Annotated in this window: 20 protein-coding genes and 2 pseudogenes; 7 read left to right on the forward strand and 15 right to left on the reverse strand. The window is 65.6% G+C overall.

Translation table 11 applies throughout. The annotated features are described in order from the left end of the window. Window positions 1-176: 176 nt before the first annotated feature. From C7402_RS41270 to pqqA, 10 genes are all read right to left on the reverse strand, one after another. Complete coding sequence (locus C7402_RS41270; protein ID WP_112177471.1) at window positions 177-1,703, reverse strand: aldehyde dehydrogenase family protein; 1,527 nt, start codon at window positions 1,701-1,703, stop codon at window positions 177-179. 280 nt (window positions 1,704-1,983) lie between these two features. After that, window positions 1,984-3,105, reverse strand: a complete 1,122-nt coding sequence (locus C7402_RS41275; protein ID WP_116614662.1) for a porin — start codon at window positions 3,103-3,105, stop codon at window positions 1,984-1,986. Between the two features lie 202 nt (window positions 3,106-3,307). Next, window positions 3,308-3,670: a hypothetical protein gene (locus C7402_RS41280; RefSeq protein ID WP_116614663.1), complete on the reverse strand. Its 363-nt coding sequence runs from the start codon at window positions 3,668-3,670 to the stop codon at window positions 3,308-3,310. A 58-nt stretch (window positions 3,671-3,728) separates the two neighbouring features. Next, a complete protein-coding gene (locus C7402_RS41285) occupies window positions 3,729-5,969 on the reverse strand; it encodes a heavy metal translocating P-type ATPase (protein WP_116614664.1) in 2,241 nt (746 codons plus the stop codon). A 10-nt stretch (window positions 5,970-5,979) separates the two neighbouring features. Next, window positions 5,980-6,567, reverse strand: a complete 588-nt coding sequence (locus C7402_RS41290; RefSeq protein WP_116614665.1) for a c-type cytochrome — start codon at window positions 6,565-6,567, stop codon at window positions 5,980-5,982. Next, entirely contained in the window at window positions 6,564-7,160 is a 597-nt protein-coding gene (locus C7402_RS41295) for a cbb3-type cytochrome c oxidase subunit II (protein WP_116614666.1), read from the reverse strand. The genes C7402_RS41290 and C7402_RS41295 overlap by 4 nt, the downstream gene beginning before the upstream one ends. After that, complete coding sequence (locus C7402_RS41300; protein ID WP_116614667.1) at window positions 7,157-8,824, reverse strand: cbb3-type cytochrome c oxidase subunit I; 1,668 nt, start codon at window positions 8,822-8,824, stop codon at window positions 7,157-7,159. Before C7402_RS41300 ends, C7402_RS41295 begins: the two co-directional genes overlap by 4 nt. 238 nt (window positions 8,825-9,062) lie before the next feature. Then, window positions 9,063-10,790 (reverse strand): methanol/ethanol family PQQ-dependent dehydrogenase, encoded by a 1,728-nt coding sequence (locus C7402_RS41305; RefSeq protein WP_112177464.1) that lies wholly within the window; start codon window positions 10,788-10,790, stop codon window positions 9,063-9,065. 300 nt (window positions 10,791-11,090) lie between these two features. Further along, entirely contained in the window at window positions 11,091-11,378 is a 288-nt protein-coding gene (gene pqqD, locus C7402_RS41310) for a pyrroloquinoline quinone biosynthesis peptide chaperone PqqD (RefSeq protein WP_112177463.1), read from the reverse strand. A gap of 349 nt (window positions 11,379-11,727) precedes the next feature. Continuing rightward, complete coding sequence (gene pqqA / locus C7402_RS41315) at window positions 11,728-11,802, reverse strand: pyrroloquinoline quinone precursor peptide PqqA (protein WP_111939409.1); 75 nt, start codon at window positions 11,800-11,802, stop codon at window positions 11,728-11,730. 386 nt (window positions 11,803-12,188) lie between these two features. On the opposite strand from pqqA, the pseudogene C7402_RS41320 reads away from it, so the two are divergent. The 3 genes and pseudogenes from C7402_RS41320 to C7402_RS41330 all read left to right on the forward strand — a co-directional run. Continuing rightward, window positions 12,189-12,554, forward strand: a pseudogene (locus C7402_RS41320) (PQQ-dependent dehydrogenase, methanol/ethanol family); the annotation flags it as partial. 151 nt (window positions 12,555-12,705) lie between these two features. Beyond that, window positions 12,706-13,068: pseudogene (locus C7402_RS41325) on the forward strand (c-type cytochrome); the annotation flags it as partial. 56 nt (window positions 13,069-13,124) lie between these two features. Then, complete coding sequence (locus C7402_RS41330) at window positions 13,125-13,439, forward strand: high-potential iron-sulfur protein (protein ID WP_112177462.1); 315 nt, start codon at window positions 13,125-13,127, stop codon at window positions 13,437-13,439. Window positions 13,440-13,494: 55 nt separating this feature from the next. Here the strand turns inward: C7402_RS41330 and C7402_RS41335 are convergent, their stop codons facing one another. The 3 genes from C7402_RS41335 to C7402_RS41345 all read right to left on the reverse strand — a co-directional run bounded on the left by C7402_RS41335 (window position 13,495) and on the right by C7402_RS41345 (window position 16,723). Further along, the gene (locus C7402_RS41335; protein ID WP_112177461.1) at window positions 13,495-14,346 is read right to left on the reverse strand and encodes a 3-hydroxybutyryl-CoA dehydrogenase; all 852 of its coding nucleotides are present in this window, start codon (window positions 14,344-14,346) and stop codon (window positions 13,495-13,497) included. A 45-nt stretch (window positions 14,347-14,391) separates the two neighbouring features. Beyond that, window positions 14,392-15,579: a beta-ketothiolase BktB gene (gene bktB, locus C7402_RS41340; RefSeq protein ID WP_112177460.1), complete on the reverse strand. Its 1,188-nt coding sequence runs from the start codon at window positions 15,577-15,579 to the stop codon at window positions 14,392-14,394. 199 nt (window positions 15,580-15,778) lie between these two features. Further along, window positions 15,779-16,723 (reverse strand): LLM class oxidoreductase, encoded by a 945-nt coding sequence (locus C7402_RS41345; RefSeq protein WP_116614669.1) that lies wholly within the window; start codon window positions 16,721-16,723, stop codon window positions 15,779-15,781. A 131-nt stretch (window positions 16,724-16,854) separates the two neighbouring features. Here C7402_RS41345 and C7402_RS41350 point away from each other — a divergent pair, with 131 nt between their 5' ends. Beyond that, window positions 16,855-17,736 (forward strand): LysR substrate-binding domain-containing protein, encoded by an 882-nt coding sequence (locus C7402_RS41350; protein WP_116614670.1) that lies wholly within the window; start codon window positions 16,855-16,857, stop codon window positions 17,734-17,736. A 102-nt stretch (window positions 17,737-17,838) separates the two neighbouring features. Here the strand turns inward: C7402_RS41350 and C7402_RS41355 are convergent, their stop codons facing one another. Together C7402_RS41355 and C7402_RS41360 are read right to left on the reverse strand one after the other, a co-directional pair. Further along, window positions 17,839-18,936 (reverse strand): NAD(P)H-dependent flavin oxidoreductase, encoded by a 1,098-nt coding sequence (locus tag C7402_RS41355; RefSeq protein ID WP_116614671.1) that lies wholly within the window; start codon window positions 18,934-18,936, stop codon window positions 17,839-17,841. Between the two features lie 256 nt (window positions 18,937-19,192). Further along, window positions 19,193-19,804, reverse strand: a complete 612-nt coding sequence (locus C7402_RS41360; RefSeq protein WP_116614672.1) for a TetR/AcrR family transcriptional regulator — start codon at window positions 19,802-19,804, stop codon at window positions 19,193-19,195. A gap of 498 nt (window positions 19,805-20,302) precedes the next feature. On the opposite strand from C7402_RS41360, the gene C7402_RS41365 reads away from it, so the two are divergent. Genes C7402_RS41365 through C7402_RS41375 form a run of 3 tightly spaced genes read left to right on the forward strand, consistent with a single transcriptional unit; the run spans window position 20,303 to window position 26,118 of the window. Further along, complete coding sequence (locus tag C7402_RS41365) at window positions 20,303-21,463, forward strand: efflux RND transporter periplasmic adaptor subunit (protein WP_116614673.1); 1,161 nt, start codon at window positions 20,303-20,305, stop codon at window positions 21,461-21,463. Between the two features lie 9 nt (window positions 21,464-21,472). Continuing rightward, on the forward strand, window positions 21,473-24,664 hold the full coding sequence (locus C7402_RS41370) for an efflux RND transporter permease subunit (RefSeq protein ID WP_116614674.1): 3,192 nt from the start codon (window positions 21,473-21,475) through the stop codon (window positions 24,662-24,664). After that, window positions 24,661-26,118 carry an efflux transporter outer membrane subunit gene (locus tag C7402_RS41375; protein ID WP_116614675.1) on the forward strand — a complete coding sequence of 486 codons (1,458 nt, stop codon included), beginning with the start codon at window positions 24,661-24,663 and terminating at the stop codon, window positions 26,116-26,118. Before C7402_RS41370 ends, C7402_RS41375 begins: the two co-directional genes overlap by 4 nt. The last annotated feature ends 19 nt before the right edge of the window (window positions 26,119-26,137 follow it).

Here is a 26,137-nt window from a genome sequence, read left to right on the forward strand (position 1 = left end):
TAGGCGTCCATGCCGGACACCGTGGCGCCAGCCACCGTTTGTTCTGAAGGCGCAAAGACCCGGCGTTCCTGAAGAACCGATTCAATCGCAGACATGTTGATTCCGTTTTGTATATCGAGCGCGCGCAATGACGCCTGCCTGGGGCTCGCGCCGCCGGCAGGCGTCACGCCATTCGCTCAGAAGAAGCCGAGCGCCTCGGGCTGATAGCTCACGAGCAGGCACTTGGTCTGCTGATAGTTCGACAGCGCCATCTTGTGCGTCTCGCGCCCGATGCCCGACTGCTTGTAGCCGCCGAACGCCGCATGCGCGGGGTACAGGTGGTAGCAATTGGTCCACACGCGTCCCGCCTCGATCTCGCGGCCCATGCGGTATGCGCGCGTGCCGTCGCGCGTCCAGACGCCCGCGCCCAGGCCGAAGTACGTGTCGTTGGCGATCTCGATGGCTTCCTGTTCGTCCTTGAACGTCATCACCGAGGCAACCGGCCCGAAGATCTCCTCCTGGAACACCCGCATCTTGTTGTGACCGAACAGCATGGTCGGCTTCACGTAGTAGCCGCTGCCGAGTCCTTCGCCGGGCGCCGCACGCTCGCCGCCGGTCAGGCAGCGTGCGCCTTCCTCGCGGCCGATGTCGATATACGACATGATCTTGTCGAGCTGCTGCTGCGACGCCTGCGCGCCGATCATCGTATCGAGGTCGAGCGGATGCCCGATCTTGATGCGCTCGACGCGCGCAATGGCCTTCTCGATGAAACGCTCGTAAATCGACTCCTGAACCAGCACGCGCGACGGGCACGTGCAGACCTCACCCTGGTTCAGCGCGAACATGGCGAGGCCTTCGAGCGCCTTGTCGAGGAACACGTCATCTTGATCGAGCACGTCGGCGAAGAAGATGTTCGGGCTCTTGCCGCCCAGTTCGACCGTCGAGGGAATCAGGTTCTCAGCCGCGGCGTGCAGAATGCGCTTGCCAACCGGCGTCGAGCCCGTGAACGCGATCTTCGCAATGCGCGTGCTGGTCGCAAGCGCTTCACCCGCTTCCCGGCCGAAACCGTTGACGATGTTGATCACCCCGGCCGGGAACAGGTCGCCGATCAGTTCGATCAGCACGAGCACCGACGCGGGCGTCTGCTCAGCGGGCTTCATCACGACGCAGCAGCCCGCGGCGAGTGCGGGTGCAAGCTTCCACGCCGCCATCAGCAGCGGAAAATTCCACGGAATGATCTGGCCGACCACGCCCAGCGGCTCGTGGAAATGATAGGCGACCGTGTTGTCGTCGATCTCGGAGATGCCGCCTTCCTGCGCACGGATGCAGCCCGCGAAATAGCGGAAATGATCGATGGCGAGCGGCAGGTCCGCGACCATCGTTTCGCGCAGCGGCTTGCCGTTGTCGATCGTCTCGGCCACGGCGAGCACCCGGAGATTCTTTTCCATGCGGTCGGCGGCCGCGAGCAACAGGTTCGCGCGCTCGGTCACCGACGTCTTGGCCCATTTGCGGCGCACCGCATGGGCGGCGTCGATGGCGAGGTCGATATCGGCCGCGCGCGAGCGGGGAATGCTGCAAAACGGCTTGCCGTTGATCGGCGAGACGTTTTCGAAATAGTCGCCGTCGATCGGCGGCACCCACTTGCCGCCGATATAGTTTTCGTACTGCTTACGATACGGATACTCGATATCGAGGCCCAGCTGCTTCATGTCAAACGGGTTCATCTTGCGTCTCCTGCTCATTGTACGGGGTTGGAATCGTGCTAACGGCACGGCACCTATCTGCAAATAGTGTGCCTGCGGGCGGAAACCGCCCGGGCGCGGCCTTACCTGCATGCCGCCCTCGGTTGCGCGCGCATAGGTGTTCCAATACGGATCACCGGATGTGACAGGCCGCGCGTCTGTTGCAGTTCGGCACATGCCGGCCAGCCGGGTGCGGGTAGCGGTTTCATCGTGAACCGGCGCACTTGCGCCCGGGCTTCGGGCACAAGTGCGGCTGCATCGATCAGAAGTGGTGCGAGATGCCGACGTTGACCAGCACGGTCTTTTCGCCCGGCGCGGTGCCGCCGTTGACGATCGAGGTCTTGAGGCTTTCGAGCGGATCGGCCGTGCCGACATAGCCGGCGTCGACGTAGGCGAGCTGCGCATACAGGACCGTGCGCTTGGAGACCGCGTAGTCGTTGCTCAGCACGAGCGAGCGCGTCGTGCTGTTGTGGCTGCCGCGATACCGGTTGTAGTAGCCGGCAAGCCCCGTCGTATTCGCGGCGTTCCACTGGTAGCTCACGCCGGGGCTGATCGACGTCACGTGCGAGACGTCCCCACCGTCGAGCGCGCGGTCGATCACGTCGAAGTAGTTGAGCTTGCCGGTCACCGGGCCAAACGATTTGGCGAGGCCCACGCTCCACAGGCGGCTCACGTTCTCGCCGGTCACGGAATCCGCCACCTGCTGGAAAGCGGCGGACGCCGTGACGGGGCCGGTATAGGTCGCGCCCAGCGAAATCTCGCTGCCCTTGTGCAAGCTGCCCGCCACGCCGCCGAACGACCAGGCCGCGCCCAGCCAGACGGGACCGAGCGTGTTCGAATACTGCACCGCGTTGCCGATGAACACGCCAACGTCGTTGCCGGGGTTGGTGCCCGCACCCAGCGCATTGCCGGGCGCGGACAACTGGTTATAGGCCCATGTGTACAGGTTCGACAGATTCTCCGCGAAGGCGCGCGGCTCGGTCGTGATGGCGGCCAGCAGCGAGGGGCTGTACATGCGGCCCAACGTGAGCGAGCCGTATGGCGTGGTCACGCCGACGTTGGCCTGACGCCGGAAGATCTGCGACTCGTAGCCGGGGCCCATGATCAGGGCGCCGCTGTTGCTCGCGAAGTGAGATTCCAGGTTGAAGGTGGCCGCGTATCCGCCGCCCAGATCCTCGTTGCCCTTCAAGCCCCAGACGCTCGGATTCGTGCCGCCGGTCGCGAGCTGGACCTGCGAGCCCTGGCCGTTGGCCGCATGATTCTGGTAGAGCACGCCGGCATCGATGATGCCGTAGAGCGTGACCGAGGATTGCGCCGCCGCCGTGCCTGCGAGCGTTGCCAGTGCCACGGCCAGCGTGATCTGCCGATACTGTCGAGTGTGCATCGTGTCTCCTTGATTTTCTGATTGGGTCAAACGTGAACGTCTTCTTTTCTTTGCAACCGCGAACCGCCGGAATGGGGTTGGTTGGAAGCTGGTTTTCATGAACCACTTCAATTTCTACGTTTTCATATGGCATCCTTATAATTTGTTTACCTAATTAATGACAGCGCACGTTGCCCGTTTGAGCATCTCTACGTCAAAAATCTCAGCGAATACGGCGTCTGCCGCCCTGTCCTGACCAACGCGACAGCGCCAGCGCGACGCCCAGCCACGCCACGCCCGCCCATCGGATGCAATCGATCCCGACAAACGCGCCCGCAAGCGTCAACAACCAGCCCGGCAGGCTCGCGCACGCAGCGGCGAAGCGGCGCGTGCGCCTCGCCTCGCGCCACGACAAGAACGCCGCAACAGACATGAGGCTCAGGGCTGCGCCGAACCAGAGCCCGTTGTCGCGCGTCGCCGCGAACCAGCTTGCGCCGAATAGCCCCGCGTAGGTGGTCCAGCAAATCGCGCACTTCGGCGCCGCGATCTGTAGCGCGAAGAGCGCCAGCCGCGATGCGCGCGACACAACGCGAGACGCGGCGAGCCGTTCGCGTCTCGCCCCGCACCGGCAGGCGCATCCGGCGTCATGCGCAGACATGGGATAACCCGTCGGCCTTGGGCGCCGCCACGTCGCGTGAATTGCCCGCCCACAGCAGGCGTGCGGAGTTGAACGTGACGGAGAGCGAGCTTGCAACCATCAGCGCGGCGGCCATGGCCGGCGAGACATGGCCCGTCAACGCTAGCGGAATCGCCATCAGGTTGTAGACCGCCGCCGCCGCCAGGTTCTGCTTCATGGTTCGCGCGGTCAGCCTGGCGCTCGCCAGGGCATGGTCGAGCCGCGCAATGTCGCCGCCCATCAGCACGATCGCGGCCGACGCCACCGACGACGCCGTGGCGCCCTCCACCGCCACGCCGAGATCGGCCGCGGCCAGCGCCGGGGCGTCGTTGAGCCCGTCGCCGACGAACATCACGCATGCGAGCGAAGCTTGCGCGGCCTGCACGCGGCGCGCCTTGTCCTCGGGCGACTGCCCGCTGAAGACCTCGGTTTGCGCGATCCCCACCTGGTGTGCGATGTCCCGCGCCACGGGGTCGGCGTCGCCGCTCAGGATCGCGACGGCCAGCCCCGACGCGCGCAGACGCCTCACGGCCTCACGCGCTCCCGGCCGCGGCGCATCGGCGAAGGCCAGCGCACCTAGCCAGCGATCTGCGCGCGCCACGTGCGCCAGCGTGTGCTGCGCGGGCCCGGACGGCACCGCGACGCCGTTGCCGGCCAGCCAGGCGGCCTGCCCCACGCGCAGGCAAACGCCGTCCTCGCCCCGCCATTCGACGCCGGCGCCAGGCACTGCCCGGCACACGCCAGTGGCGCGATCGAGCGCGTCGAGGCGCGCCGCCGGCACCAGCGAGCGAATCGACTTCGCGAGCGCATGCTCGCTGCCGCGTTCGGCCAGCGCCGCCGTCTCGATCAGATCATCGCGCGCGACGCCGGGCGCAAGGCGCAGGTCCACTAGCGTGGGCCGCCCCTCGGTCAGCGTTCCCGTCTTGTCCAGATAGACCTGCGAGATGCGCCCCGCCTTTTCCAGCGCTTCGACGTCCCGGAACAGAATGCCTTCGCGAGCCGCCCGGCCCACTCCCGCAGACAGCGCCAGCGGCACCGCCATGCCGAGCGCGCACGGGCACGTGATCACCAGCACCGCCACCGCATGCTCCAGCGCCACCGGCCACGTCATGCCGCGATAGCGGCCCACCGCGCAGGCCACCAACGCGAGCACGCAGACCACAGTCGCCAGATGGCGCGTGAAGCGCTCGGCGAGCGTTTGCGATGCGGTCTTGCGCGCGAGCATGCGGCGCACCTCGCGTGCGATCCGGTCGACCCGGCGCGCGCCCCATGCGGCTTGCACCCGCACGATCAGTTCGCCGTCGCCGTTGAGCGTGCCCGCTTCCACCGCGTCGCCGCAGCGAACGCTTGCGGGTTGCGTCTCGCCGGTCAGCAGCGAGCGATCGATTCGCGACGTGCCGTGCGTGACGATGCCGTCCAGTGCGATGCGCTCGCCCGGCCGGATGCGCACGGCACTGCCTGGCGCAACCCGTTTGACGAGCGTGGCCACCTCCGATCCGTCGGCGTTGACGACACCGACCTGCTCGGGCGGCAGATCGAGCAGCGTGCGTACGGCGTCCGCCGAACGCGCGCGAACGGACATTTCGATCAGGCGTCCCGCGAGCAGGAAGGTCACGATGGTCGCCGCGGAATCGAAGTAGACCGCCGGGTCGCCCTGCGTGAGACGCCACACCGACAAGGCGAACGCGCCCAGCGCGCCAAGCGACACCAGCACGTCCATGCCCGGCGCGCCGGCGCGCAAGGTGCGCCAGCCCGCGCGAAGGAAGGGCAACGCGCACCAGGCTACGACGGGCAGGCACATCGACCCGGCAAACAACGAAAGCGCGTATTGGGCGGGCCGCGACAACGCGCTGTCGGCAAACAGATAGAGCGGCCATTGCGCGGCCATCACCCACATGTCGAAGAACACCGCTACAACGAGACGCAAGCCCAGATCCCGCTTGATCCTCGCGAAGTGCGCGCGGCGATCGTGGCCGTCGCCCTCGGCCACACAGGGGTAGCCGATCTTTTCCACGGCCGCGACGATCTGCGCCAGCGTGGCCGCTTGCGTGTCCCACTGAAGCTGCGCCGACTCCGCGGCAAAGCTGACCGTGGCGTCGAGCACCCCCGGCTGCCGCTTCAGCACGCGCTCCACGGCGTTGGCGCAACTCGTGCACCACATGCCGCGCACGTCGAGCGTGATGCTGTCGAGGGTCGCTGAGGTCGTCATGGGCGCCTGATTATTTCGCCGCGTTGAGTTCGGCTTCGCCCTTCCACGGCGTCGAGCGATTGCCGAGTCGATCGCGTTCGGCCTTGACGAGCGAGGCGTCGAGCGCGGCCGCATGATTGCCGAAACTCGCGCGCACATAGCTGCCGACCGCGGCGATTTCCGCATCCGACAACATCGCGCCGAACGTCGGCATGGTGCCGTTGAAGGCCTCGCCCTTGACCGACAGCGCGCCCTCCACGCCGAGCAGCAGGATATCGGCGAGCTTGTGCGCGTCGCCGCTCACCCACTCCGATCCCGCGAGCGGCGGGAACATGCCGGGCAAGCCGCCGCCCGTCGCCTGGTGACACGCGGCGCAGCGGCTCGCGAAAATCTGCGCGCCGTCCGGCCCCGGCGCGGCCTTCGCACCCGCCTGGGCGGTCGCGACGGCCGGCGCGCCCTGCTCGCCGGAATAGATTTCCAGCCAGAAATAGCAGGCGCCCCACACCGTGAGCGAAAGCACGGTGATCCACAGCAGCCAGGGGACGGGATTCGTGCGCTCCTCAGGCTCGGTGTGCTCGCGCAGATCAATCAAGAGGTCGTGTTCGGTACGGCGGTTCATTGCATGGCTCCGGCTTCGGAAGCGGGAATGGGATAGGTGTGATTCAGCGAAATCAGGTAGGCCGCCAGATCGAGCGCGTCCTGCGTGGCGACGATCTGGCCGTGCGCGGGCGCGTACTGCGGCGGCAGGCTCACCACCGCTTCGCCGGGCGCGGCGCGCTCGACATGCCGGAACAGAAACGGATACGACGGCATCACGCTGCCCGGCGACACCGCTCGCGGCTGGTACAGGTGCGCCAGTTGCCAGTCGCGGCTCGGCTGGCGCGCGCCGATATTGAACAGGTCGGGCCCGGTGCGCGCCACGCCGAGCAGATGCGGATCGTCGTAGGCATAGTCGGCCGGCACCGAGGGACGACCCCAGCCGCGCAACGCATCGGGGCCGAAGCTCGCGGCGCGCGGCTGCTGCGTATGGCAATAGACGCAGCCCATGGAGACATAGGTGGCGCGGCCGCGCAACTGGGCGACGGTGTATGGGGCAAGCGCTTCCGGCGCCTGCACGGCGCGCAGTTCGCGGTACGGCAAGGCCACCAGCATCAACGTGGCGAGCGCGAGCATGATCAGCGCGCCGATAAAAATGGTCAGCAGCCGGTTCATGCCTGCACCCCGGCAACGTTGACCTCGCGAATTGCCGCGTGAGAGGCGACTCGCGCCCGGCGGCCGGTTGCCATCGCAACGAAATGAACGGCGAAAATCACGTGACCGAGCGTCATCAATGCGCCGCCAATCGTTCGCGCGAGCAGATACGGCTCCAGCAGCGTTACCGACTCGATGAACGGACGGCTCGCGTCGAGCAGAGCGATGCCTTGCAGGACGCCGCCTATCGTCAGCATGACGAAGTAGATGGCAAAGCCGACGCAGACCAGCCAGAAGTGCGCCCCGATGAGGCGCGGATACGGCCACGGGCGTTCGACCACGCGCGGCATGATGAAATAGATCGAGCCGAACATGATCATGGAAAAGAAGCCGTAGACGCCGAGGTGCGCGTGCGCCACCTTGTACTGCGTGAAATGGACCAGCCGGTTGAAGAACGGCACGGCCTCCAGTGCGCCTTGCAGGGAAACCAGCGTGTAGAGCATCGCGCCGGGCACGATGAAGCGCAGCGTAGGCGAATGGCGCAGGGCGGCGAAGCGCCCCACCACCGTCATATGCTGGTTCACGCCGACCGCCAGCACCGGCACGATCATCATCACGCTTTGCACCACCGACACGCTGACCAGCCAGCCCGGCACCGGCCCGCCGATCAGATGGTGGATACCGGCCTGGCTGTAGAACATGGCGAGCGCCCAGAAGCCGACCAGTGAAAGGCTGTACGAATAGATAGGACGCCCGAGCACCTTGGCGATGAAGTAGTACGCCGAGGCGAGGCCGATCGGCGTGAGCCAGAGGCCCAGCACGTTATGCGCGTACCACCAGTTGACGATGGCTTGCTCGACGCCCGCGTGCACGTGCGGAACCTTGGCGACCACGTAGAGAATGGGGAACCACAGCAGCGCCGCGCTCGCATACCAGACCGACACGTACAGGTGATCGACCGTGCGACGGCGCAACGTGCACAACAGCGGCACCGCGCAGAGCGCGCCGCCCACGGCAAAGAGAATGCCGATCTGCCAGGGGATCTCCAGCCACTGCTGGCCATCGGTCCAGCCGCACAGGATCGCCGCGACGCCACCCGCCACCGCGCCGTTCCAGAACAGCGCCCCAAGCGTCGCGAAGCGCGCGCCGGCCAGTTCCGTACCGAGCAGACGCGGCAGCATCCACAGCACGACGCCGAGACCCGCCATCGAAGCCCAGCCGTAGGCGACCATGTTCAGATGCGCCGTACGGATCCGCCCGAACGTGAGCCAGGCGCTTTGCGTGAGGAAGTCGGGCGAGGTGAGCTTCTGCGAGGCGATCAGCCCGGCGAGCGACCCCAGCACGAGCCAGACGATCGACGATGCGAGGAACGCGAAAGCCGGACGGCGGCTCGAACGATCCTGGTTCAGGCGCTGCCCGGCCACGTCGTGCGCGAGCGTCCGGTGCGCCGCGCCGCCGTGGGTCGCACCCTGTGCCGCGCGCTCGACATCTTGCAGTTCCGCGAGTTGTTGCGCGGGTGCGGCCGGGTCCTCGACGAGACCGACTTCGTGCGGCGCGAAGATCACCTCGGCCGCTGCCGGGCCTGCGCGCATGAGCCCTTTTGTCTGGGCCCAGATGAACAGGAACAGGCCGAGCACGGAAATCAGGAAGGAAAGCGCCAGAAGTGCGCCAACAGTCAATGTCATGCTGGAAACGCCACGGTTAGGAATAGATTGAATTCGTGGGGCGCAGCGCACCGGCCCACTGCCGGGAGCCGGCAATGAGCGGGGGCGCTGCTTTCAGGTGGAGCGTGTCGGCGTCGTGGCCGCTGGCGAAGGCCCGGAACGAAGACGACAGTCGAGTCATTGCGCGACTCTGCGAGACGTTCGGGCCGAAGCGAATTCGCCGCGCCCTGTTGGCGACAGGGCGCGGCGCAGGACACAATCAGTCCTGGCCCAACGCGAACACGTAGAGCGTGCCGCCGCGCGGCACGTCCTTCGCCACGTCGGCCATCGGGCCGCCCCAGATCGGGTTGGCGCCGCCGTAGCCTGCCAGCACCGCTACGTACTCCTTGCCATCCACCTCGAACACCGAAGGCTGCGCAATCACGCCGCTCGCCAGTTGCGGGCTGGTCCAGAGAATCTTGCCGGTTGCGGTATCGAACGCATACAGATGGCCGTCGAGCGAGCCGCTGAACGCAAGGCCACTGGACGTGGTGGCCACGCCGCCGTTCCACGGCATCTTCGTCCAGTGACTCCAGAGTTTCTTGCCCGTGTTCACGTCGATGCCCTGGAGTTCGCCATAGCCCTCGCTGCCCGGTTCCGGCTTGATCTCGAAACCTTCGCCGAGATACGGCAGGCCTTCCATGTAGCTCACCGCCTTGCCCGAGAGGCTCATACACGCGTGCAGGGTGGGCACCACGGCGATATGGCGGGCCGGGTCATACGACACCGACCACCAGTTCTTGCCGCCCAGGAAGCTCGGGCAGGTTTCGATCGTCGTTCCGGCCTTGGGGAACTTGCTCGGGTCGGCGATCGGCTGGCCGTCTTTCGTGTAGCCCGTCACGGAATCGGCCTTGACGAACGGCTTGGCATAGATCAGCTTGCCGGTCTCGCGATCGATCGCGTGGAAAAAGCCGTTGCGGTCCGCATGGACGATCGCATCGTAGTCTTTGCCGTGGTACTTGATCTTCGCGAGGATCGGCGTGTTGACGCCGTCATAGTCCCATGTGTCGCCGCGCGTGTACTGGTAGTGCCACTTGAGCGAACCGTTCTTCGGGTCGAGCGCGAGCAGCGAGTCAGAGTACAGGTTGTCGCCGGGGCGCAGCGCGGCCAGCCACGGACCAGGGTTGCCCACGCCCCAGTAGAGCGTGTTCGAGCCGACGTCGTAGGTGCCGGTCAGCCATGCCGCGCCGCCGCCGTGGTCCTGCATGCCGTCGGGCCAGGTCTCGCTGCCCTTCTCGCCCTTGCCCGGAATCGTGTAGCGCTTCCACTGGATCGAGCCATCCTCGGGGCTCAGCGCCGCGATATAGCCGCGAATGCCATATTCGCCGCCCGACGTGCCGACCACGATCGACCCGTTCAGCGCGAGCGGCGCGAGCGAAAACGCATACCCCTGGCCCGGATCGAACATCTGCTTTTGCCACACGAGGCTGCCCGTTTGCGCGTCGAGCGCGGCCACTTCGCCGCTGAGCATCGCGACGTAGACGTTCTTGCCGTACAGCGCGACACCACGGTTCACCACGTCACAGCAGGCCGTCTTGAACGACTCCGGCCCGAGCTTCGGCTCGAACTTCCAGAGCTGCTCGCCGGTCTTCGCATTGAAGGCGTAGACGTTGTCCTTGGGTGTGGTCACGAACAGATAGTCGCCGTTGACGATCGGCGTGGCCTCGAAGCCCTGCTTCAGTTCGTCCGGGAACTTGTACGCCCAGGCCTGTTTCAGGTTCGCGACGTTCGCCTGGTTGATCTGCTTGAGCGGCGAATGCGACTGGCCGTCATAGGTGCGATAGTAGGTCAGCCAGCCCGTATCGCTCTGCGCCTTGGTCAGCCGGTCGAAAGTAACGGCCGGATAATCGGCGGCCGCGTAAGCCATGCCGCCGCTCATCAGGGCGGCCGTGGCAAGCCCGATTCCCCATGACGTCTTGCGGAATGCCGAAACTACACGTTCGTTCATTGTTGTCTCCATGTGTATTTGTGAGAGCGGTCGAAAACTGGCAAGTACGCCGGGCGCCCGGACGGGCCTTGGCCTGCCAGGCCACGCTTGATTGCAAACCTTGTGCCAGCACCGCACAAATCGTTGCTGCACAAGGGTTTGCGCGGCTTTTTCAGTGCTTTGGGGCCGCCGCGAAGATGCAACACGAATCAGGACAGGTGTTGCATTTCGTTGCAGCCGGGCAATCTTGATGTCATCAAACAGGACAGCTAACAATTCTCTTTCGATCACGACGAGCGTCGCTCGCAGCGCTGCGCGTTTTCAGTCGAGCCAGCCGCGCAGCCGCGCGTGATCGAGAAAACGGTAGATGTCCGGCGCGAGTTCGGTCGAACTGAAAAGGCGCTCCACCTCGCCAATGATCTGGTCGAGTTCGTGCACGCCGTCGCAACGCGCGAGTATCTCGGCCGCGCCCGCATTGAGCTTCACCCGCCCTTCCGGATAGAGCAGCACATACACGCCCTGATCCGCTTCCCACTGCAAGCGGTACATGACGCGCAAACACGGGCGCAACGGCACGCCACTGACGGCATCGGGCAGCATCGGATTCATAGGAGCCATGCTTTTTTTCACCGCATCGGGGAGCGACCGGACATGATCGAAGGCAATGTCGCGAATCTGATTCCTTCGGATTCCCATGTATCTCGTGCACGCGCACCTGCGCGCGTTCGACGGAATGCGGGACAAGAATCGCATTCGTATTGTTTCGTGTTCTTGACAGGCGTAAGCAGCCTGCGCGTGCCGCTCGGCAACGTGTCGAGCCGGTCGATCATGCGACGCCTTCGATTGGAAGCGCCACGTCCGGCGGTGCGTCGACCCGTATCCTGATCTTCATGATCGTTCTCGTGACGCGCCGCCCGCCTCGCCTTGATGGCCATGCGGGCGACGCGCTGACGCGCGCTCAGCGGTTGGCGATATACATCGTGATTTCAAAGCCGAAACGCAGGTCGGTGTACGAGGGGGGGGTCCACTGCATGACATGTCTCCTTGTTTGAGATTGGGTCGAAGTACCGCATCGAAGTTGCGGCCGGGTTCTTCAAAGCAAGGGTCATGCCGACCTGCGAGGACGCCGGCCCGGCACGGCAAACGCGCCCGCGCGACGACGTGAAGCCACACGCCGCCGGCGAAGCACTGTCACATTCGCCAACATCTGTTGTTTTCGCCTGTACCCGGCCTGTACCCGGATGCAACACATCGGCCTCGCCGGTGCACCTTGGCGGCGGCCGGACAATTCGCCCGTCGCGCCCGCATCGCCCGGCGCGCAACGCTTCGCGGCAAATGGCACACGACTTGCAATAACGGTTGCACACCCGGACCGGAGCGCTTGCCGGCCGTGCACCCATCAATACCCAGGAGACGAAGATGAAGAGACGCTCGGCGGCGGCAAGCCGGCTCACGACCTGCACAATGGTCGTCGACACGGCGACGACCCTGAACGCCGGTCCGGTGGATGCCGCCTCGGACTATCCGCCCGTGACCTGCGACCGCCTGACCCGCGCCCCAAGCGATCCGGGCTGGCTCACCGACTCCCGCAGCTACAACGGCCAGTCGCATTCGCCGCTCAAGCAGAGCGACGCTTCCAACGTGGGCCAGTTGAAACAGGCATGGCGCTACCCATTTCCCGCCAAACTGAGCCAGAGCTTCGAGGCGACGCCGATCGTCAACGGCAACTATCTCTTTGTCAGTACGCCGAAAGACAACGTCTACGTATTCGGACTCGTCCGGGGCTGAGCACGCCTCCTGTTATCCGCCGCGCACGCCGGGCTTGCGGGCGCGGCGTCCCCTGCTTTTACTGGAACGTATGACCATGAATATCCGACTCACCCATATCGCCCTCACCATCGCGCTTGCGGCAAGCGCCGCGCACGTACCCGTGCATGCCGCGACGACAGGCGGCAGCGCGCCCGCATTCGACCACGATCAGGTCGTTCACGGCGAGCATCTTTATGCGGACTCCTGTGCAAAATGCCACGGCGAGAAGCTCGAAGGCATCACCGCGCCCGCGCTGAGCGGACCGGCGTTCGCACCGGCGGCGAATTCGCATCTGACGATAGGCGGCATCTACCAGTACATGTCGACCAACATGCCGGCCGACCGACCCGGCAAGATGACCGATCAGGAATACGCGGACCTGATGGCGTTCCTGCTCTATACGAATGGCTATGACGCAGGCAACGCCAAGCTGAGCGCCGACACCGCGCAGTCATCAACCACGCCGCTCAACGCCGGGCCTCGCCATTAAGCGTTGAAGAAAACCTGGCAGCACGAAACATCAGCATTCTCACCCTGGAAACCCGCATGAACACCCGCAATCGCAGAACCTTCATCCTCCATGCCGCCGGTCTGTGCGCCGCGCTCGCCACGGGCGGACGCGCATTCGCCGCGCCCGCCCTCGTCGACGAAAGCGACACCACGGCGAAGTCGCTCGGTTATCGCGCCAACGCCGGCAGCGTGGACGCCGCCAAATTTCCGAAGTACGCCAAAGGCCAGCGTTGCGCGAATTGCCGCTTCTACACGGGCGCGGCCGGCGAGGCGGCGGGCCCGTGCCCGATGTTCCCCGGCAAGGCCGTTGCGGCAGACGGCTGGTGCAACGTCTACGCGCAGCGCGCGTGAACCCGCGCTAAATCACCTGCCAAACAAAAAAGCGCCGGTTCCCCGGCGCTTCGTGTCAAGCGTAGTCGTATACGCCCCGTCCCGTCTTCCTGCCCAGACGTCCCGCGGCCACCAGTTCGCGCAGCAGCGGGCAAGCCCGGTACTTTGGATCGCCGAAGTCCTTGAGAAAGACGTCCATGACCGAAAGACACACGTCGAGCCCGACGAGGTCGGCAAGCGCGAGCGGCCCGATCGGGTGATTCGCGCCCAGCCGCATGCCCGTATCGATATCCTCGGCCGGGGCCACGCCCTCGGCGAGCAGGAAAAACGCCTCGTTGATCATCGGCACGAGAATACGGTTGACCACGAAGCCCGGCGCATTGCGCACGCTGATCGGCGATTTGCCGAGGCGCTCGGTCAGTTCGCGAACCGCCTGCACGGCTTCGCTGCCGGTTGCGAGACCGGCGATGATCTCGACGAGCGGCATCAACGGCACCGGATTGAAGAAGTGCATCCCGACGAACCGCGACGGATCGGCCAGCGCCGCGCCCAGCGTGGTGATGGAGATCGACGACGTATTGGAGGCGATGATGGCCTCGGGCCGTGCGACCGCTTCGATCTGCTTCAGGATCCGCAGTTTCAGATCGAGGTTTTCCGTCGCCGCCTCGATGATCAAACCGGCAGCACCCAGGCGCTGATAGTCCGTGGTGGTTTCGATGCGCGCGAGCGCGGCGTCGCGCGCCGCCGCATCCAGCTTCTCTTTCGCCATGAGGCGCTCAAGGCTGCCCTTCAGCGCCTTGATGCCTTTGTCGAGCGCCGCCTCGGTCACGTCCACCATGATCACGTGCAGGCCGGCGAGGGCCGCGACCTGCGCGATGCCGGCACCCATGGTCCCGGCGCCGACGACTCCCAATGTTTCGATTTGCATCGATATTGTCTCCGCGCGATGGAACGCGCGCCAAAGTAAGTGGAACTACTGGACGTTTTCGAAAATGGCGGCGATCCCCTGGCCGCCGCCGATGCACATCGTGACGAGCGCGTAGCGGCCGCCAATGCGCTTGAGTTCGTGCAGTGCCTTCACGGTAATGAGCGTGCCCGTCGCGCCAATCGGATGGCCGAGCGAAATCCCCGATCCATTGGGGTTCACCTTCTCCGGGTCGAGCCCCAGCTCCTGCGTCACGGCACAGGCCTGGGCCGCGAAGGCCTCGTTCGACTCGATCACGTCGAGGTCCGCAACGGACAGCCCCGCGCGTTGCAGCGCGAGCCGCGTGGCGGGCACGGGACCGATGCCCATGTAGAGCGGGTCCACGCCCGCGTGCGCGTAAGAGACGAGCCGCGCCATCGGCGCGAGGCCGCGCGCCTGGGCCGCTTCCCGCGACATCAGCAGGACGGCCGCCGCCGCGTCGTTGATGCCTGAGGCGTTGCCCGCCGTCACCGTGCCGTTCTCTTTGGCGAACACCGGCTTGAGCTTCGCGAAGTCGTCGATGGTGGCGTCGTGGCGCAAATGCTCGTCGGTGTCGAACACCGTTTCGCGCCCTTTCACCGTGCGTGTGACCGGCACGATCTGGCTTGCGAAACGGCCCTCGGCGATAGCGCGCGCCGCGCGGCGATGCGACTCCAGCGCGAGGTTGTCCTGGCGCTCGCGCGTAATGCCGTAACGGCCCGCCACGTTTTCGGCGGTCACGCCCATCGGCACGGTATGGAACGGGTCGTTGAGCGCGCCCAGCATCATGTCGACGAGGCGCGCGTCGCCCATGCGGGCGCCGAAGCGCGCATCGGTCGTGATGTACGGCGCGCGGCTCATGTTCTCGGCGCCCGCGCCGATCGCCACGTCGGCGTCGCCGAGCAGAATGGTTTGCGCGGCGGAGACGATCGCCTGCAAGCCCGAACCGCACAGACGGTTCACGTTGAAAGCGGGCGTCTCGGCCGGAATGCCCGCGTTGACGGCCGCAACGCGCGAGAGGTAGAAGTCGCGCGGCTCCGTGGCAATCACGTTGCCGAACACCACATGGCCCACGTCCTTCGCTTCCACCTTGCTGCGCGCGAGCAATTCGCGCACGACGAGCGCGCCGAGTTCGGTCGGCGCCACGTCTTTGAGGCTGCCGCCAAATTTGCCGATGGCGGTACGCACACCGCCCACGACCACGACTTCCTTGTTCATTTGGAGTCCTTGATGATTTGCCTTGCGCGGCGCGCCGGGGAGCGCGTCGGCCGCTGAAAAGGGTTCCGGCCCATGCCGGTGATGCGTCCAGGCCACGTGGTGGCGATCCTAGCGCGAACGGCACACGGGCGGACTGGTCAAACCGGCCGATTTGCTGACAAAACCGGCCACGACATGCGCCAGAGGCCGCCTGGCGCGCTCAAACGCCGTGAAAGAGAGGCAGCACCTCGGAGGCCAGTTCGTCGAGCACGTCCCGCGCCGGGCGTTGCGTGGCGAGGTTGAACGTCACGTGATGCGTGCCCGCCTCGCGCATGGCTTGCAGCAGGTCCACGAGCGCGAGGCGTCCTGTGCGATAGCCGAGCGCAACGGGTGTTGCGGGCTCGTTCGCCTGCTCGCTCAACTCGAGGCGCATGGCCGCGCCGAACGCACGGAACGCACTCGCTGCGGAACGCTCCACCGCCGCACGCCACATGGCGTAGCGCGCGCGCTGCACGTCGGGCTCGCGGTGGTAGGTCATCCAGCCGATGGCATGGCGAGCGATCCAGTCGACACTTTGACCGCCCGAGCCCACGGCGAGCATCGGCACCCGAGCGGCGGGACGCGGCAACAGGAAGAACTCAGGAGCGCCGGGCGGCGCGAGATCGGGAATCACGCGCGCAACAGGGGCGAGCGCGGCGGCCACGGTGCCCCAGTGTTCGCGATACAGATCGCGCCTTTGCTCGGCGTCCTGCCCGAACGCGGCGTACTCGGACGGCCGGTCGCCCGAGCCGAGCCCCAATATGAAGCGCCCGCCGGACAGATGGCTCACGGAAACCGCGCCCTTGGCAATATGCAACGGGTGCCGCAGCGTCAGCACGATGGCGCCGCTAATCAGCGCGGCCTGCTTCGTGTGGGCCGCAAGCGCGCCGAGCAGGACCCACGGGTCCAGATGCCCGACCGGATCGGGATAGTCCGCGCTGTTGAGCGGCACGTCGCGCACCCATAGCGCGCGAAACCCGGCGGCATCGGCATGGCGCGCAATCTCGATCTGCTCGCGGAAGTCCGCGATGTCCGACTGCGGGCGCAGCACGGGCAAGGACAGACCGATCGACAACCTCGAGGGCGAGAACACGCGGCTCGCGATATCGTCTTCAACGGATGCCATGGAGTTTCGTGGTGAGATGTTGTTGAGGGAAAGGCGTGCTGCACCGAGATCCAGTTTGCGCCGACATTCTCAAAATGAGATAATTGTGGCGCTTTCCTCTCCTGCGATCCCGTTCCGCAGACAGGCCTCGGATGGACCTATTAGACCTCGAAATTTTCAGCACCGTTGCGAAAGAGAACAGCGTCACGCGTGCCGCTCACCTCCTGAACCGCGTTCAGTCGAATGTCACGACGCGCGTGAAGCAACTGGAAGATGAGCTCAAGGTTCAGCTTTTTTCCCGTGACGGCAAGCGCATGACCCTGACTGCCGAGGGCCAGCGGTTTCTGGGCTACGCCCAACGCATGCTCACGCTCGCGGAGGAAGCGCGTCAGTCCATGCAGTCCCACACGCCGGTGGGACGCCTGCGAGTCGGCTCGATGGAAAGCACGGCGGCAGCGCGTCTGCCGGCGATCCTCGGCGCCTATCAGAGCCTGTGGCCCGACGTGACCCTCGAAGTCCTCACGGGAACGACTCGCGTGCTCCTCGACTACGTGCGCGCGAGCCGGCTGGATTGCGCGTTTGTGGCGGAAACCGCGGAGCGCGCCGACGCCGAATTCGCTTCAGGCGATACGGGCCTGGCGGCCGTGCGGGCGTTCCGGGAAACACTGCTGCTCGTCGCGCCCGGCCGGCTCGACCTGGCGCAGTTCGCGCAATCCTCGGACCGCTATCCGCTCGCGGCTTTCGCGGCGGGCTGCACGTATCGGCGCATTGCCGAACAATGGCTGGAAACGCAGGCCGATTCGGAAGGCTTCCGTCCGCGAATCATCGAGTACGCGTCTTACCACGCGATTTACGCGGCCGTTGCGGCCGGCACCGCGGTTGCCGTCTTGCCGAAGTCCGTGCTTTCCACGGTCCCCGCTTCCGCCACGATCCAGAGCCGCCCGATCTGCGATATCGACACCTACCTCGTTTCGCGAGCGTCGTACCAGAGCGCGGCGTTCGATGAACTCGTGCGTCTGTTACCGAGCCAGTAACAGAGGTAAGGGGCGCGTGCGGCGGGGTTCATCTCACGCCGCTCGCGCCATGCAGGAAGCCGCTACGATATCCGCGCCATTCACACAAGCAACCGTGAAGCCTTAATTCAAGCGCTGGAGTTCGGCTATCGCGGCATGCATCTCGGCCACGAGCGTTTCGACCAGTTCGGCCGCCGGCAGCGCGCGCGCCAAAGGCGCCGCCTGTCCCGCCCATTGAGCGCCGTAGTCGTATACCCCCTTGGCTTTCGCCGCCGCGTTCAGCGCCTTGCCCGCATCGTAGGCGATGGGATAGGCCGGCAACGCCTGCGGATACCCGTCTTCATGTTCAAGCTCGGTAAACGCATTGACGATCGAGCGCGCCGGGCGACCCGAAATCGCCCGCGTGAACACGGTATGCGAGGCAGCTTCACCAAGCAGCGCGCGCCGATAACCTTCGTCGATCGCGGTTTCGGCGCACGCCACGAAGGCCGTGCCGAGTTGCGCGGCGCTCGCGCCCAGCGCCAGCGCGGCAACCACGCCCGCGCCGTCCATGATGCCGCCCGCGGCGATAACCGGCAGGCCGCACTGCGTCGCGATCAGGCGCGTGAGGGCGAACGTGCCCAGCAGTTCGTCGCGCCCGGTCGAATCGAAAACGCCGCGATGACCACCGGCCTCGATGCCTTGCGCAACGATCGCATCCACGCCCGCCGCTTCGATCTGCCGTGCTTCGTCAAGGCTCGTGGCGCTTGCCAGCACAACGATGCCCGCTTCCTTGAACGCCTTGATCACCGACGCGTCGGGCAGCCCGAAGTGGAAGCTCACGACCGCCGGGCGTTCTTCGAGAAGCACGCGCTGCATATCGGGATCGACAATGAAGCTCGTGTAGATCTCCTTGAGCTGCGCAGGCGGTGTCGCGTCGAAGCGCGAGAAGTGGCGCTCCAACCACTTCAGCCACGCCGCCTCCGTTTGCGGGTTGGCAGCCGCCGGGCTGTGGCAGAAGACGTTCACGTTGAACGGCTTGCCGGTCAGCGCACGCGTCGCTGCGATGGCCTTGCGCGCGTCCGCGGCATTCATCGCCCCCAGACCGATCGAACCCAGCGCGCCCGCGTTAGACACCGCCGCGGCGAGCGCGGGCGTCGTCACACCGGCCATTGGCGCCTGAATGATGGGCTTTTCGACACCAAGCGCTTTCAAGAAATGCTGCACGTGCTGTGCGTTCATAAGTCCTCGCTGCGTTTGCCTGCACGATCATGATTGATGCGACCGGTGCGTCCGCTGAGTTCGAATCGAATCGTTTCGATTCAAATGGTCCCGAGCCGACGGCCCTCGCCCTTGCCGGGCCGTAAGCCCACCCGACAGGATCATATATCTCAAAAAGGAAATATACAACAGTCATCAATCTCGTTTTGGGATTGATGACTCGGAGCTTATATGCCCGCAGCAGCCTCCGCACAGTGACCATGGGAGACTTGACGCATCACTGCGCGTGAGGCGTGGCATACGCCGCGAGAAAGACCTCCACCGCGCGGGTGACGACCGGCAGCAGTTTCGCGCGCGTGGCTTTCACCTCATAACCCAGCGTCGCGATCTCGACCAGTTCGGCCTCCAGCAGCGCCAACAGATGGCGCGCCGCGACTTCCGGGTCGCAACGGCGAACGGTGCGCGCCTCGATCGCACCGGCCAGGAAGTCGCGAACGTGCATCAAGCCACGGCGCGGCCCCGCTTCGTATAAGGTCCGGCCTACGTTCGAGCGGTCGACTTCCTGAAAGCAAAGGCGGCGCGTCGCGAGAAACGAGGGTTGCAGCACGGCCGCCAGGTAGTGCTGCCCGAACGACACCAGCGCGTCGCGTAGCGGAACGTCGAGCGTCAGTTGATCGAATGCGTCCCGTATCTCCGTTCCGGCACGGCTCGTCATTGTTTCAGCAAATAACACGTCTTTCGACTCGAAATAGCTGTAGAGCGTCGCTTTCGACGCGCCGGAGCGTGCGGCGATTTCCGCCATCGAGGCCTGCTCGAAGCCGACCTCCCGGAACACCTCCAGGGCAGCGTCAATAATGGATTGGCGCTTTTCTTCCGTTTTCTTTCTCATACAGTCTCCAGTCCCGACCCGCCATGACGCGCCTCGATGCAACGCTTGTGCGTGCGCGTCGTGCATCCATGCAAGCCGCCGCGCCGGTCATGCTTTGAAACATTCATGCGGCCGCGAAGGCGGGTCATTCGATTGACAGCGATCCATCGTTCCATTATAAACCATACCGTACAGTTTAGTTATAGAGGCGGGAGCATGGAATCGAAGCTCGAACCGTGATGCGTACCTCGCAAGTCGGGGCCTGAGCAAGACGCGGCATTCACCGCCATCGACGCTGCGCCCCGGCGCCTCCTCCAATATCGGCGTGCCAGGGTTCACCGGATTACACGCGACCTATCGATTAGTAGTCCGAGTGAACAGGCCGGACCTGCTTCGCCGGCCTCACCCTGGCTTTCGTGCGTTTCTCCGTTGCGAATCCTTCACGACGCCGCTCGCTACCGCATCGCGCCTGCCCGCATGCCGGCCAGGCGCTTCAACGTCCACCATTTGATGGAATCTATGCCGCAACTCAATCATTCAAGCATTGGGTGGGAGAGGAAAAAGCGCCGGCTTGCCGCCGCACTCGTCTGCTCATCCGCCATCCTGATCGCCGGTTGCCAACGTCACGGCGCCGAGATGCCCGTGGCGCAAAGCGTCGACGTCGGCGTCAAAACGCTCGCACCGCAACGCATCGTGATGACGGCCGAACTGTCCGGCCGGCTTTCGTCGCTCAAGGTCTCCGACGTGCGTCCACAGATCGGCGGCATCGTGCAAAAGCGGCTGTTCGTCGAAGGCTCCGACGTGAAGGCAGGCCAGGTGCTCTACCAGATCGATCCGGCCACCTACCAGGCGACCTACGACCAGGCGCGCGGCACGCTCGCGAAAGCGCAGGCAACGCTCGCCTCCGCGAAAACGAAGGCTGATCGCTACGCGCAGCTCGTGAAGATCAACGCCGTCAGCGCACAGGACAACGACGACGCCATCGCGGCCGTGCGTGAAGACGAAGCCGACGTGCTCGCGGATCGCGCCTCGCTCGAATCGGCGCGCATCAACCTCGGCTACACGCGCATCACGGCGCCAATCTCGGGGCGCATCGGCGCTTCGTCGGTGACCGAAGGCGCGCTCGTGACCGCGGACCAGACCACGGCGCTCGCGACCATTCACGCGTACGACGAGATGTACCTCGACGTCACGCGTTCGAGCGCCGACTGGCTGCGGCTGCGCCAGGCCTTCGCCTCGGGCCGCCTCAAGCGCGCGGGCAGCGGCGCGGCCGTGCAGCTCGTGATGGAGGACGGCACGCCGTACGCCCACTCGGGCGTGCTCCAGTTTTCCGGCATCACCGTCGACGCGACGACCGGCTCGGTCACGCTGCGCATGATCTTCCCGAACCCCGAAGGCGAACTGCTGCCCGGCATGTTCGTGCGCGCGCAACTGGACGAGGGCGAAAGCGCCAGCGCGCTGCTCGTGCCGCAGCTCGCGGTCACGCGCGCCTCGGACGGCGGCGCGAGCGTCTGGGTAGTCGACGCAAGCGGGCACGCGAAGCAGGTCGCGGTGCGCGCCGACAGCGCCTATGGCGACCAGTGGATCGTCACGAGCGGGCTGAAAGCGGGCGACCGCGTGATCGTCAGCGGGCTCCAGAAGGTCCAGGCGGGCGTGGCGGTCCACGTGGCCGCGTCGTAAGGAGGACGCATGGCAGGTTTCTTCATCCAGCGCCCCATTCTCGCGTGGGTCATCGCCATCGTGATCATGCTGATCGGCGGCGCCGCAACCACGACGTTGCCAATCGAGCAATACCCGACCATCGCGCCGCCTTCGGTGCAGGTCACCGCGACCTATCCGGGCGCGTCCGCCGACACGGTCGCCAAGACCGTCACCCAGGTGATCGAGCAGAAGCTGTCCGGCATCGACAATCTGCTCTACATGTCGTCGACGAGCAGCGGCGCGGGCCAGGCGACCATCAACCTGACCTTCAAGCCCGGCACCAATCCGGACATCGCCCAGGTGCAGGTGCAGAACAAGGTGACCCAGGCGAGCGCGTCCCTGCCCGAGACCGTGCAGGAACAAGGCGTGCAGGTCGCGAAGGCGTCGAGCGACTTCCTCATGACCGTCGCGCTGTCGTCGCCGGGCGGCTCGCTCAACTCCATCGATCTCGGCAACGTCATCGCCACGCAGCTCGAAGACCCGCTCACGCAGATCAACGGCGTGGGCGACGTCACGCTGTTCGGGGCACAGCACGCCATGCGGATCTGGCTCGATCCGGTGAAGCTGCGCAGTGTCGGCCTCACCGCGTCCGACGTGACGACGGCCGTGACCAACCAGAACGTGCAGCTCTCGGTGGGCGAACTGGGCGGCGCACCCGCTACGGACTCCCAGGCAATCAACGCCACGATCTCGTCTTCCAGCCTGCTGACCACGCCCCAGGAGTTCGGCGACATCCTGCTGCGCGTGAACACCGACGGCTCCAAGGTCCGGCTGCGCGACGTCGCACGCGTGGAGGTGGGCGGCGATTCATACGATACGTCGTCGCGCCTCGACGGCAAGCCGGCCGCCGCGCTGGCCGTGAAGCTCTCGACCGGTGCGAACGCCATGGCGGTTGCGAAGGCCGTGCGCGCGAAGCTCGTCGAACTCCAGCCGCAACTGCCCAAGGACGTGGCGATAGCGTACCCGTACGATTCCACGCCGTTCGTGAAGATCTCGATCGAGGAGGTCATGAAGACGCTCTTCGAAGCGGTGATCCTCGTGTTCCTCGTGATGTACCTGTTCCTGCAAAACCTGCGCGCGACGCTGATTCCCACGATCGTCGTGCCGGTCGCGCTGCTCGGCACGCTGGGCGTGATGTCGGTGATCGGCTTCTCGATCAACGTGCTGTCGATGTTCGCGATGGTGCTCGCGATCGGCCTGCTCGTGGACGACGCGATCGTCGTCGTCGAGAACGTCGAGCGCATCATGGCCGAGGAACGACTCGACGCGAAGGCGGCGACGAAAAAGGCCATGAGCCAGATCACCGGCGCGCTCGTGGGCGTGACGACGGTGCTCACCGCCGTGTTCATTCCGATGGCCTTCTTTTCCGGCTCGACCGGCGCGATCTACCGGCAGTTTTCGGTCACGATCGTTTCCGCCATGGTGCTCTCGGTGTTCCTCGCCATGACGCTCACCCCCGCGCTGTGCGCAAGCCTGCTGAGCCCGGCCGCCGTGGCGCACCAGGAAAAGCGCGGCCTGCTCGGCGCGTTCAACCGGCTCTATTCGCGGAGCAACGCGCGCTACAGCGCCTCGCTCGCGGGCGTGGTCGCGAAGCCCGTGCGCTGGATGCTGGGCTATGCGCTCATCGCGGGCGTGGTCGGCATTCTGTACGTGACGCTGCCTTCGTCGTATCTGCCCGAGGAAGATCAGGGGTCAATCATGGTGTCGATCTCGGCGCCGGTCGGCACGCCGTCTTCGAAAACGCTCAAGACCGTGGCCGCTGTCGAGCAGTACTTCCTGAAGCAACCGGCGGTCTCGCACATGATGGCCGTGAACGGCTTCAGCTTCAACGGGCAGGGGCAGAACAACGCGCTCGCTTTCGTGCAGTTGAAGGACTGGAGCCAGCGCGGTTCGAACGACAGCGCCCAGGCCGTGATCGGCCGCGCGAACGCCGCCTTCGCGGGCAACCGCGACGCGCAGATCTTCGTGATGAACGAACCGGCGATTCACGGCCTCGGCACGCAAAGCGGCCTCGACTTCGAGATCGAGGACCGCGCGGGCCAGGGGCATGACAAGCTGCTGAAGGCGCGCAATCAGTTCGTCGCGCTGGCCGCGAAAGATCCGTTGCTGGCGATGACGCGTCCCGCCGGTCTCGAAGACACGCCGCAGCTCTATGTCGATATCGACCGCGAGAAGGCCAGCGCGCTCGGGCTGTCGATCGCCGACGTCGATTCCACGCTCTCCACCGCGTTCGGCTCGTCGTACGTGAACAACTATATCGACACGGGGCGCATCCAGAAGGTCTACGTGCAGGCCGACGCACCGTACCGCATGATGCCAGGCGACATCGGGCAGTGGTACGTGCGGGCGGATTCGTCGTCGTCGAGTTCCTCATCCAGTTCTTCATCAAGTTCGTCATCCTCAACATCGACAACGGACTACGACGGGCAGATGGTGCCGTTCTCCGCATTCGCGAAAACGCGCTGGACGTTCGGGCCGCCGCAGATCGAACGCTACAACCGCGAACTCGCGATGGAAATGAGCGCGCAGCCCGCACCCGGCGTGAGCACGGGCCAGGCGATGAGCGCCGTCGAGAACCTCGCGAAGCAGTTGCCCGCCGGGTTCGGCATCGAGTGGACGGGGCAGTCGTATCAGGAAGTGCTCGCGGGCTCGCAGGCGACGTATCTGTACGCCATCTCGCTGATCGTGGTGTTCCTGTGTCTTGCCGGGCTGTACGAAAGCTGGTCGGTGCCGATCGCGGTCATTCTCGTGGTGCCGATCGGCGTGCTCGGCGCTTTGCTGGGTGCGCATATGCGCGGGCTCTCGAACGACGTCTACTTCAAGGTCGGCTTGCTGACGACCATTGGTCTCGCGACGAAGAACGCGATCCTGATCGTGGAATTCGCCAAGGATCTCCAGGCACAGGGCCGCGGCCTCGTGGAAGCCACGCTCGAAGCCGCGCACCAGCGCTTGCGGCCCATCCTCATGACGTCGCTCGCCTTCGTGTTCGGCGTGTTTCCGCTCGTGATCAGCACCGGCGCGGGCTCGGCCGCGCGCCATGCGATCGGCACCGGCGTGGCGGGCGGCATGATCGCGGCAACCGCGCTCGCCGTCTTCTTCGTGCCCGTGTTCTTCATCGTCGTGCGCAGGCTGTTCAACGAGCATGGCGGCACAGCACAGCCCGCAAAGGATCCGGAATGAAAGTGAAGCTTCTGTGCGCGCTCTGTGCAATAGCGCTGAGCGCCTGTTCCCTCGACCCCGTTTATCAACGGCCGGCCTCGCCCGTCGCCACCGCATGGCCCACGGGCGAGGCGTATGCGACGAGCGCATCGGCAACACCGGCAACCCCGGCCGACGCTTCATCGTTCGCGCCCGATGTCGGCTGGCAGGACTTCTTCAAGGACGCGCGCCTGCAAAAGCTGATCGCGCTCGCGCTCGACCACAATCGCGATCTGCGGGTCGCGGCGTTGCAGGTGGCCGAATACGAGGCGCAGTACCGCATCACGCGCGCGGCGCTCGCGCCCGCGATCGACGCAGGCGGTTCGCTCACGAACACGCGCAGCGACGGCGCGGTGAGCCATTCGAATACCGTCTCGGTCGGCACGACGTCGTGGGAGATCGACTTCTTCGGGCGGCTGCGCAGCCTGAAGCGTCAGGCGCTGGAAAACTATCTCTCGACCCAGGCGTCGCGCACCAGCACGCAGCTATCGCTCGTGGCGGACGTGGCGACCGACTATCTGCAACTGCTGTCCGACGAGGCCTTGCTGAAGGTCGCGACCGACACCGCCACGGCCAACCAGAGCACCTATGACCTGACCGTCAGCATGATGAAGATCGGCAGCGCGTCGTTGCAGGACGTGCGCGAGGCGCAGACTTCGCTTGCCAGCGCGCGTGCGAGCGTGGCCTCGTACACGCGCGCCGTGGCGCAGGACCGCAACAATCTGGTCGCCGAGATCGGCTGCCCGCTGCCCGACGACTTCGGCGGCGGCGGCCCCACGCTGCTGGAGAGCGACGCCATGTTCGCCGACATCGGCGCGGGCATGCCGTCCGATCTGCTCGCGCGGCGGCCCGATATCATCGAGGCCGAGCACACGCTGAAGGCGGCCAACGCGAACATCGGCGCCGCGCGCGCGGCGTTCTTTCCCAAGATCGAGTTGACCGCCACGGCGGGGACCGCCAGCACGAGCCTGTCGCAACTCTTCAAGGCGAGCACGGGCGCGTGGACGTTCGCGCCGACGATCACGATGCCGATCCTCGACTACGGCAGCAACAAGGCTTCGCTCGACGTCGCGAAGATCGAAAAGGACATCGACGTGGCCGACTACGAAAAGACGATCCAGACGGCGTTCAAGGAAGTGTCGAATGCGCTGGCGGGCCGTGCGACCTATGACGATCAGGTCGCGGCGGACCGCGACTACGTGAAATCCGCTCAGGACTACTACGATCTTGCGCAGGCGCGTTTCAGGACCGGCACCGACAGCTTCCTCACGGTGCTGAGCGCGCAGCGCACGCTCTATACCGCGCAGGAGCAACTGGTCACCGACCAGTTGGCGAAGCTGTCGAACCAGGTCACGCTGTACAAGGTGCTGGGCGGCGGCTGGTCGCAAACGTCGCAAACTGCGCGTACTGCTCAAACGTCCCAGGCCGCGCTCTGAGTGCCACAAGCCGCAAACC

The organism is Paraburkholderia unamae, assembly GCF_003096875.1.
GTDB classification, from domain to species: domain Bacteria; phylum Pseudomonadota; class Gammaproteobacteria; order Burkholderiales; family Burkholderiaceae; genus Paraburkholderia; species Paraburkholderia unamae.

Excerpts from the sequence above, each read along its gene's own strand:
- C7402_RS41335 (WP_112177461.1), bottom strand. The coding sequence starts at position 14,346 with ATGCAAATCGAAACATTGGGAGTCGTCGGCGCCGGGACCATGGGTGCC.
- C7402_RS41285 (WP_116614664.1), bottom strand. The coding sequence starts at position 5,969 with ATGACGACCTCAGCGACCCTCGACAGCATCACGCTCGACGTGCGCGGC.
- C7402_RS41370 (WP_116614674.1), top strand. The coding sequence starts at position 21,473 with ATGGCAGGTTTCTTCATCCAGCGCCCCATTCTCGCGTGGGTCATCGCC.
- C7402_RS41275 (WP_116614662.1), bottom strand. The coding sequence starts at position 3,105 with ATGCACACTCGACAGTATCGGCAGATCACGCTGGCCGTGGCACTGGCA.
- C7402_RS41345 (WP_116614669.1), bottom strand. The coding sequence starts at position 16,723 with ATGGCATCCGTTGAAGACGATATCGCGAGCCGCGTGTTCTCGCCCTCG.
- C7402_RS41360 (WP_116614672.1), bottom strand. The coding sequence starts at position 19,804 with ATGAGAAAGAAAACGGAAGAAAAGCGCCAATCCATTATTGACGCTGCC.
- C7402_RS41300 (WP_116614667.1), bottom strand. The coding sequence starts at position 8,824 with ATGACATTGACTGTTGGCGCACTTCTGGCGCTTTCCTTCCTGATTTCC.
- C7402_RS41290 (WP_116614665.1), bottom strand. The coding sequence starts at position 6,567 with ATGAACCGCCGTACCGAACACGACCTCTTGATTGATCTGCGCGAGCAC.
- C7402_RS41295 (WP_116614666.1), bottom strand. The coding sequence starts at position 7,160 with ATGAACCGGCTGCTGACCATTTTTATCGGCGCGCTGATCATGCTCGCG.
- C7402_RS41355 (WP_116614671.1), bottom strand. The coding sequence starts at position 18,936 with ATGAACGCACAGCACGTGCAGCATTTCTTGAAAGCGCTTGGTGTCGAA.
- C7402_RS41305 (WP_112177464.1), bottom strand. The coding sequence starts at position 10,790 with ATGAACGAACGTGTAGTTTCGGCATTCCGCAAGACGTCATGGGGAATC.
- C7402_RS41365 (WP_116614673.1), top strand. The coding sequence starts at position 20,303 with ATGCCGCAACTCAATCATTCAAGCATTGGGTGGGAGAGGAAAAAGCGC.
- C7402_RS41270 (WP_112177471.1), bottom strand. The coding sequence starts at position 1,703 with ATGAACCCGTTTGACATGAAGCAGCTGGGCCTCGATATCGAGTATCCG.
- C7402_RS41375 (WP_116614675.1), top strand. The coding sequence starts at position 24,661 with ATGAAAGTGAAGCTTCTGTGCGCGCTCTGTGCAATAGCGCTGAGCGCC.
- C7402_RS41330 (WP_112177462.1), top strand. The coding sequence starts at position 13,125 with ATGAACACCCGCAATCGCAGAACCTTCATCCTCCATGCCGCCGGTCTG.
- bktB (WP_112177460.1), bottom strand. The coding sequence starts at position 15,579 with ATGAACAAGGAAGTCGTGGTCGTGGGCGGTGTGCGTACCGCCATCGGC.
- C7402_RS41350 (WP_116614670.1), top strand. The coding sequence starts at position 16,855 with ATGGACCTATTAGACCTCGAAATTTTCAGCACCGTTGCGAAAGAGAAC.
- pqqD (WP_112177463.1), bottom strand. The coding sequence starts at position 11,378 with ATGAATCCGATGCTGCCCGATGCCGTCAGTGGCGTGCCGTTGCGCCCG.